The 8,407-nt window shown below is 70.8% G+C and carries 4 protein-coding genes; all 4 read left to right on the top strand.

What is annotated here, in order from left to right:
- Nucleotides 1-516: 516 nt before the first annotated feature.
- The 4 genes from cimA (at nucleotide 517) to AOK16_RS10625 (ending at nucleotide 8,285) form a co-directional block, all read left to right on the top strand.
- Nucleotides 517-2,130: a citramalate synthase gene (cimA, locus tag AOK16_RS10640; protein WP_055472007.1), complete on the top strand. Its 1,614-nt coding sequence runs from the start codon at nucleotides 517-519 to the stop codon at nucleotides 2,128-2,130.
- Between the two features lie 233 nt (nucleotides 2,131-2,363).
- Entirely contained in the window at nucleotides 2,364-6,218 is a 3,855-nt protein-coding gene (locus AOK16_RS10635) for an endo-alpha-N-acetylgalactosaminidase family protein (RefSeq protein ID WP_055472006.1), read from the top strand.
- A 265-nt stretch (nucleotides 6,219-6,483) separates the two neighbouring features.
- Nucleotides 6,484-8,067, top strand: a complete 1,584-nt coding sequence (locus AOK16_RS10630) for an acyl-CoA carboxylase subunit beta (RefSeq protein ID WP_055472005.1) — start codon at nucleotides 6,484-6,486, stop codon at nucleotides 8,065-8,067.
- A gap of 20 nt (nucleotides 8,068-8,087) precedes the next feature.
- Entirely contained in the window at nucleotides 8,088-8,285 is a 198-nt protein-coding gene (locus AOK16_RS10625) for an acyl-CoA carboxylase epsilon subunit (RefSeq protein ID WP_055472004.1), read from the top strand.
- Nucleotides 8,286-8,407: the final 122 nt, after the last annotated feature.

The raw sequence follows: 8,407 nt of genomic DNA, 5'->3' as shown, positions 1-8,407 counted from the left end.
TCCCCAGACCCCTGCCCACCCGGGCCCGGGCCTGCTGGATCCGGTACCGGACCTCTGTCGGCCCCCTGGGCCTGCCAGGTTCGGGGGCGCGCGAGGGGGCGTCCCGCGGGACAGGGGTTTGGGGACGAAGTCCCCAAGATTGCCCGCCGCGACGGCGTGCAACCACCGTGGTGGAGCCCCGCGGTGCCGAACCGCCGTGACCGGCTGACCGCCAGGTCCGTCGGCGACCACATTGTGAGATCTGGGCCCGCCGGGTGGGCAACCCGTGCGAGACTGCTGCCGTGCTCTCGTTCGCCATGATTATTGGCAGGGCGCGCCGGTCCGCAGTGACCGCACCGTAGGACGCAGTACGGAGCGGGCACCGTGTCCTCAGACCCGCGCGCAGACCTCTCGCACCCGCGAGGGGTCTTTTCGTTTCCGAGCCACCCATGCCGGACGCGGAGCGTGAGGGATCCTGGAGAGATGGTGGAACCGGCTATTCCGGTAGCCGAGATCCGAATCAGGAGTCAGATCACCATGACGGACGCAACCGGTCCCTCCTCACCCGGGGACGCCTTCCACGTCTTCGACACCACGCTGCGCGACGGCGCGCAGCGTGAGGGCATCAACCTCACCGTCGCGGACAAGCTGACCATCGCCCGCCACCTGGACGAGTTCGGGGTGGGGTTCATCGAGGGCGGCTGGCCAGGCGCCAACCCCCGGGACACCGAGTTCTTCGCCCGCGCCCGGGCCGAGGTCGACTTCCGCCACGCCCAGCTGGTCGCCTTCGGCTCCACCCGCCGGGCGGGCGTCGCGGCCGCCGACGACCCGCAGGTGCGGGCGCTGCTGGACTCCGGCGCCCCGGTGGTCACCCTGGTCGCCAAGTCCCATGACCGCCACGTCGAGCTGGCGCTGCGCACCACGCTGGAGGAGAACCTGGCGATGGTGCGGGACACCGTCGCGTACCTGCGGTCCCTGGGCCGCCGGGTCTTCGTGGACCTGGAGCACTTCTTCGACGGCTACCGCGCCAACTCCGCGTACGCCAAGCAGGTCGTGCGCACCGCCGCCGAGGCGGGCGCCGACGTGGTGGTGCTGTGCGACACCAACGGCGGGATGCTGCCCGCCCAGGTCCAGGCCGTCGTGGCGACTGTACTCGCCGACACCGGCGCCCGGCTCGGCATCCATGCGCAGGACGACACCGGCTGCGCCGTCGCCAACACCCTGGCGGCCGTGGACGCGGGCGCGACCCACGTGCAGTGCACGGCCAACGGCTACGGCGAGCGGGTCGGCAACGCCAACCTCTTCCCCGTGGTGGCCGCGCTCCAGCTCAAGTACGGGCGCCAGGTGCTGCCCGAGGGCGCGCTGGCGGAGATGACCCGGATCTCGCACGCCATCGCCGAGGTGGTCAACCTGACCCCCTCCACCCACCAGCCGTACGTCGGTGTCTCCGCCTTCGCGCACAAGGCCGGGCTGCACGCCTCCGCGATCAAGGTCGACCCGGACCTGTACCAGCACATCGACCCCGAACTCGTCGGCAACACCATGCGGATGCTGGTCTCCGACATGGCCGGCCGCGCCTCCATCGAGCTCAAGGGCAAGGAGCTCGGCATCGACCTCGGGGGCGACCGCGAGCTGGTCGGCCGGGTCGTCGAGCGCGTCAAGGCCCGCGAGTTGGAGGGCTACAGCTACGAGGCCGCCGACGCCTCCTTCGAACTGCTGCTGCGCGAGGAGGTCGAGGGGCGGGCACGGCGCCACTTCCGGGTGGAGTCCTGGCGGGCGATCGTCGAGGACCGCCCGGACGGCACGCACGCCAACGAGGCCACCGTGAAGCTCTGGGCCAAGGGTGAGCGGATCGTGGCCACCGCCGAGGGCAACGGCCCGGTCAACGCCCTGGACCGGGCGCTGAGGGTGGGCCTGGAGCGGATCTACCCGCAGCTGGCGGGGCTGGAGTTGGTGGACTACAAGGTCCGCATCCTGGAGGGCAAGCACGGCACCCAGTCCACGACCCGGGTGCTCGTCTCGACCACCGACGGCAGCGGTGAGTGGTCGACCGTGGGCGTCGCGGACAACGTCATCGCCGCGTCCTGGCAGGCGCTGGAGGACGCTTACACGTACGGGTTGCTGCGGGCCGGGGTCCAGCCGCAGGAGTAGGGCCGCCAGTCGCCAGGGCCCACGGGCTCGTAAGGCTGGCGGGGCGGGTCGGGGCGTAGCGGGTGCCGGTCGCGGAGCATCGCGAAGAGCACGTGGGCTCGTCTCGCGGGACGGAGGAGGGCCGCGGGCGCCAGAAGCCGTCTTGGACTTCCGGAGAAGGGTTGTTGGACTGCCGAGGCTCGGAATCACCAGGTCCGTTGACTATCAGGTGACGGCGCGACTAACCAGGGCCCATGTCGCCAAGATTCCGCACGGTGTGCGCCATAGCCGCCGTCTCCTCGGCCGTCCTCACCCTGGCGGGTCCGGCCCTGCCGGCCGCCGCGCGGCCGGACCCCTCCCTGTCGGCCACCGCGTACGAGGCCCCGGCGGGCACGACCGTGCTCGACTCGGACCGGCTCTCGGTCACGGTGGCCAACGACTTCCCGCGCGTGGTCGCGTACACCGACCGCGCGAGCGGGGCCAGGCTGGCCGGCAGCGCCGCCGAGGTGACCTCGGTGACCCTCAACGGCAAGGCCTACGCGGTGAAGACGAAGGCCGACCCGGTGGTCCAGGGCGGCAAGGCCCGCTACACGCTGACCTTCCCCGACCTGACCGGCGTCGAGATCGACGCGAGCCTGTCGGTCAGCGGTCGGGCCACGACGTTCAGGGTCGAGGCGGTGCGCGACACCGCGGAGTTCCGCGTCGGCACCATCGACGTACCCGGGCACGACCTGGTGTCCGTCTCCAGCGCCGACCAGGGTGCCGCCACGGCCTTCACCAAGCTCGACCCGGACTCCACCAGGACCGCCGACGTCTTCGCCCGGGTCACCGCCGGCACCCCGGTCGAGTCGTCACCGGTGGGCGCCGCCTACGCGATCGTCAACACCGGCGAGCTGGCGGCCGCCGTGGAGTCCAACTCCTCGTACGACAAGCCCTCCGGGGCCACCGGCGGTGACGACGCCCGCTTCTGGCACCAGGCCAGCAGGAACGCCGACGGGACCGTACGGGTCGGGGTGAGCTCCGGGCAGTGGACGTACCGGGGGGAGGGCGCTGCCAAGCCCGACCAGGAGCTGCCCTGGGCGAAGGTGGTCGTCACGCCCGACGCCAACGGCGACAAGGTCGTCGACTGGCAGGACGGCGCGGTCGCCTTCCGGACCATCGGCATCAAGGCGCCCGGCAGCGACGGGACGCCGGACCGGGTGGTCACCCACATCCCGTTCAACTTCGCCAGCCAGGCCACGCACCCGTTCCTGCGCACCCTCGACGACGTCAAGCGGATCTCGCTCTCGACCGACGGCCTCGGGCAGATGGCGCTGCTCAAGGGCTACGGTTCCGAAGGCCACGACTCCGCGCACCCCGACTACGGCGGCAACTACAACAAGCGGGCCGGCGGCCTGGAGGACCTCAACAAGCTGCTGAAGAGCGGCAAGAAGTGGGGCGCGACCTTCGGCGTCCACGTCAACGCCACCGAGTCCTACCCGGAGGCCCACCACTTCAACGAGGAGCTGGTGGACGAGAAGGCGCCCGGCTGGAACTGGCTCAACCAGAGCTACTACATCGACCAGCGCCGCGACATCACCAGCGGCGACCTGGAGAAGCGCTTCCGGCAGCTGCGGGACGAGACCGGCCCCAACCTGTCGATGGTCTACATCGACGTCTACTACACACACGGCTGGATCGCCGACAAGACCATGGAGGCCGTGCGCAAGCAGGGCTGGAACGTGGCCACCGAGTGGGCGGACAAGTTCGAGCACGCCTCGCTCTGGTCGCACTGGGCCAACGACCTCGACTACGGCGGCGCCACCAACAAGGGCCTCAACTCGAAGATCATCCGCTTCATCCGCAACGGCGAGAAGGACGTCTGGAACAACGACCCCGTCCTCGGCCAGACGGCCCTGGTCGACTTCGAGGGCTGGACCGGCGAGACCGACTGGACGAAGTTCTACGACAACATCTGGCAGCGCAACCTGCCCGCCAAGTTCCTCCAGCAGGAGCAGATCACCCGCTGGGACGGCAACGACATCACCTTCACCGGCGGTCTGCGCGGCGCCGTCGAGGACGGCAAGCGCGCGATCTACGACCACGACCGCAAGGTGCTCAGCGGCGACACCTACCTGCTGCCCTGGGACGGCGGCAAGAAGCTGTACCACTACAACAAGTCCGGCGGCACGACGAGTTGGGCCGTGCCGGGCAGCGCGTACACCGTCTACAAGCTGACCGACAACGGCCGGGTCAAGGCCGGCACGGTCAGGGCCAAGGGCGGACAGGTGACGCTGGAGGCCCAGGCCGGGCAACCGTACGTCCTCTACCCGGAGGGCCGCACGCCCGCCGCCGCCGACCCCCAGTGGGGCGAAGGCACCAAGGTCGCCGACCCCGGCTTCAACGACACCGGGCTCGACGCCTGGAAGAAGACCGGCACGGTCAGCAACGACACCGACGACCAGGGCCGCCGCAGCGCCGCGCTGAGCGGCTCCGCCACCGCCGCCGTCGAGCAGCGCATCACCGGCCTTCAGCCGGGCAAGCGCTACACCGCCTCCGCGTGGCTGGAGGTCGAGCCGGGCAAGGAGCGGCGCACCACCCTCTCCATCGCCGGCAAGCAGGTCTCCGTCGACCGCTCGACCCTGCTGAACACGGTCGCGGCGAGCGACTGGCACGACACCTACTTCCAGCGGGCCAAGGTCAACTTCACCGCGCCCGCGAACGGCACCGCGACGCTCAAGGTCGAGGCGGCCAAGGGGAGTTCGGCCACCGTCCGGATCGACGACGTGCGCCTCGTCGCCAACGCCCCGGCCGCCAAGTCGGGCACGGTCGCCTACGAGGACTTCGAGGCCGTCGACCAGGGCTGGGGCCCGTTCATCAAGGGCGACGCGGGCGGTTCCACCGACCCGCGCACCCACATCGCGCAGAAGCACGCCCCGTACACCCAGGCCGGCTGGAACGGGAAGCTGTCCGACGACGTGATCGGCGGCGCCGAGTCGCTCAAGGCGCACGAGGAGAACACCGGCCTCGTCTACCGCACCGCGCCCTGGACCGTCCCGATGGAGAACGGCCGCGCCTACAAGGTCGAGTTCGACTACCAGTCCAGCCACGCGGGCGCCTACGAGTGGATCGACGGCTACGACCCGATCGCCGACGGCAGGCCCGACTCGGTCGAGACCCGGGCCACGGCCATCGGGCAGCAGCGGACCACCGGCCACTTCAGCGAGGAGGTCACGGCGGGCTGCGGCGACACCTGGGCCGGGCTGCGCAAGCTCGAAGGAGCTCCGGAGGGCGCGGACTTCGTCCTCGACGGCTTCACCGTCACCGACCTCGGACCGGCGAAGGAGCAGGCCGCCTGCGGCACGCTCTCCGTCGAGCCGGACGCCGAGACCCTGGAGCCGGGCCAGGCCAACAAGGTCACCACGACCTTTGCAAACTACGAGGCGGAGGCGGCCGCCGGCGTCGAGCTGAAGCTGGACGTCCCCGAGGGCTGGCAGGCCGAGGCGGACGGCGCGGCCACGCTCGACTCGGTGGCCGCGGGCTCCAAGGCCACCGTCACCTGGCGGGTCACCCCGCCCGCCGACGCCGAGTACAAGACGTACACGATCGGCTCCTCGGCCTCCTACCGCGTCGGCTCCACGGGGAAGCGGCTCACCGCCGAGTCCGCCGTACGGACCCTCCCGCCGCCGCCCACCGCCGACACCTGGGCCAGCGACATCGACTGGACCTCGGCCGAGAACGGCTGGGGACCGGTGGAGAAGGACCTGGCCAACGGTGAGCAGGGCGCGGGCGACGGGCCGCGGCTGACCCTCGCCGGGAAGGTCTACGACAAGGGCATCGGCAGCCACGCCCCCGCCAGGATCCGCTACTACCTGGGCGGCCGGTGCACCTCCTTCACCGCCGAGGTGGGCGTGGACGACAGCAAGCACGGCACGGTGCAGTTCAGCGTCGAGGCGGACGGGACGGAGAAGGTGCAGTCCCCGGTCAAGAAGCAGGGCGAGGCGGCCTGGTCGCTCACCGCCGACGTGTCCGGCGCCAAGTACGTCGACCTGGTGGTCGGGGACGGCGGCGACGGCAACGGCGGCGACCACGCAGACTGGGGCGACGCCCGCTTCCACTGCGGAGGCTGAGCCCGGCCCAGGAGCTCCCCGACAGCTGCGGAACAGTGGCCCCCGGTTCGCCGGGGGTCACCCGTATGGCGGTACGGTCTCCGAGCGGTGAACGTAGAGGGCATGACAAGCCACGATTGTGGTGACCTCACAACACCCGAGCGCTCGGGTCGTAGCTACTCGGGCGTAGAGGTGGTGATTCTGTCCAAGGCTTCCAGGAAAACGGTCGGGAGACTGTGAGAAGTCGACGGACGGTTTTCGAGGCCTCGTTTCGTAGGGTCGGTACATGACCCTTCTCGACGATGCGCCCACCGGGGCGAGCGACGCCCGTGGGCGAGTGGCCGAGCTGCACGCGATCCGCGAGGAGGCCCGCAGCGGCCCCAGCGAGCGCGCCACCCAGGCTCAGAAAGCCAAGGGCAAGCTGACCGCCCGCGAGCGCATCGACCTCCTCCTCGACGAGGGCTCCTTCAACGAGGTCGAGCCGCTGCGGCGGCACCGCGCCACCGGCTTCGGCCTGGAGGCCAAGAAGCCCTACACCGACGGTGTCGTCACCGGCTGGGGCACGGTCGAGGGCCGCACGGTCTTCGTGTACGCGCACGACTTCCGGATCTTCGGCGGCGCGCTGGGCGAGGCCCACGCCACGAAGATCCACAAGATCATGGACATGGCCATCTCGGCCGGTGCCCCGCTCGTCTCGCTCAACGACGGCGCCGGCGCCCGTATCCAGGAGGGCGTCTCGGCGCTCGCCGGATACGGCGGGATCTTCCAGCGCAACACCAAGGCCTCCGGCGTCATCCCGCAGATCTCGGTGATGCTCGGCCCGTGCGCGGGCGGCGCGGCCTACAGCCCTGCCCTGACCGACTTCGTCTTCATGGTCCGCGAGACCTCCCAGATGTTCATCACCGGGCCCGACGTGGTCCGCGCAGTGACCGGCGAGGAGATCACCCAGAACGGCCTCGGCGGTGCGGACGTGCACGCCGAGACCTCCGGCGTGTGCCACTTCGCGTACGACGACGAGGAGTCCTGCCTCGCCGAGGTGCGCTACCTCCTCTCGCTGCTGCCGCAGAACAACCGGGAGAACCCGCCCGCCGCCCCCTGCGACGACCCGGCGGACCGCAGGGGCGACACCCTGCTGGACCTGGTCCCCGCGGACGGCAACCGCCCATACGACATGCGCAAGGTCATCGAGGAGCTCGTCGACGACGGCGAGTACCTGGAGGTCCACGAGCGCTGGGCGACCAACATCATCTGCGCCCTGTCCCGGCTCGACGGCCAGGTCGTGGGCATCGTCGCCAACCAGCCGCAGTCGCTGGCCGGGGTGCTGGACATCGAGGCCAGCGAGAAGGCCGCGCGCTTCGTCCAGATGTGCGACGCCTTCAACATCCCGATCCTGACCCTGCTCGACGTCCCCGGCTTCCTCCCGGGCGTCGACCAGGAGCACGGCGGCATCATCCGCCACGGCGCCAAGCTGCTGTACGCGTACTGCAACGCCACCGTCCCGCGCATCTCCGTGGTGCTGCGCAAGGCCTACGGCGGCGCGTACATCGTCATGGACTCCCAGTCCATCGGCGCCGACCTCACCTACGCCTGGCCGACCAACGAGATCGCGGTGATGGGCGCCGAGGGCGCGGCCAACGTCATCTTCCGCAAGCAGATCGCCGAGGCCGAGGACCCCGAGGCCATGCGCGCCCGCATGGTCAAGGAGTACAAGGCCGAGCTGATGCACCCGTACTACGCGGCCGAGCGTGGCCTCGTGGACGACGTGATCGACCCGGTCGAAACCCGCCGGGTCCTCATCAACTCCCTCGCGATGCTCCGCACCAAGCACGCCGACCTGCCCTCCCGCAAGCACGGCAACCCCCCGCAGTAACGAAAGGCACGGAGACCCCCATGAGTTCCCAGAACCTCCTGCGTGTCGAGAAGGGCCACGCCGAGCCCGAGGAGCTGGCCGCCCTCACGGCGGTGCTGCTCGCCCGCGCCGCGGCCGGCACCGACCACGCGCCGGTCACCACGCACCGCTCCGCGGCCCGCTGGCGCCGCCTGGAGCGACAGAGCGGCTTCCGCAGCGCCCACAGCTGGCAGCGCTGAGCCGACGGCTCACAGCGGCCCAACGGCCTGACGGCACACGCGAAATCCCCCGGTCTCCTTCGAGGAGCCGGGGGATTTCGGTGTCCCGCGCGGTGCCTACCGCAGTCGGGCCATGAGGGCGT

It is taken from the genome of Streptomyces pathocidini, assembly GCF_001418495.1.
Taxonomy (GTDB): Bacteria; Actinomycetota; Actinomycetes; order Streptomycetales; family Streptomycetaceae; genus Streptomyces; species Streptomyces pathocidini.
This window is presented reverse-complemented; position numbering and strand designations above follow the sequence as displayed.

Bases quoted from the DNA above. Each gene is read 5' to 3' on its own strand.
- AOK16_RS10625 (WP_055472004.1), top strand. From the start codon at position 8,088: ATGAGTTCCCAGAACCTCCTGCGTGTCGAGAAGGGCCACGCCGAGCCC.
- AOK16_RS10630 (WP_055472005.1), top strand. From the start codon at position 6,484: ATGACCCTTCTCGACGATGCGCCCACCGGGGCGAGCGACGCCCGTGGG.
- AOK16_RS10635 (WP_055472006.1), top strand. From the start codon at position 2,364: ATGTCGCCAAGATTCCGCACGGTGTGCGCCATAGCCGCCGTCTCCTCG.
- cimA (WP_055472007.1), top strand. From the start codon at position 517: ATGACGGACGCAACCGGTCCCTCCTCACCCGGGGACGCCTTCCACGTC.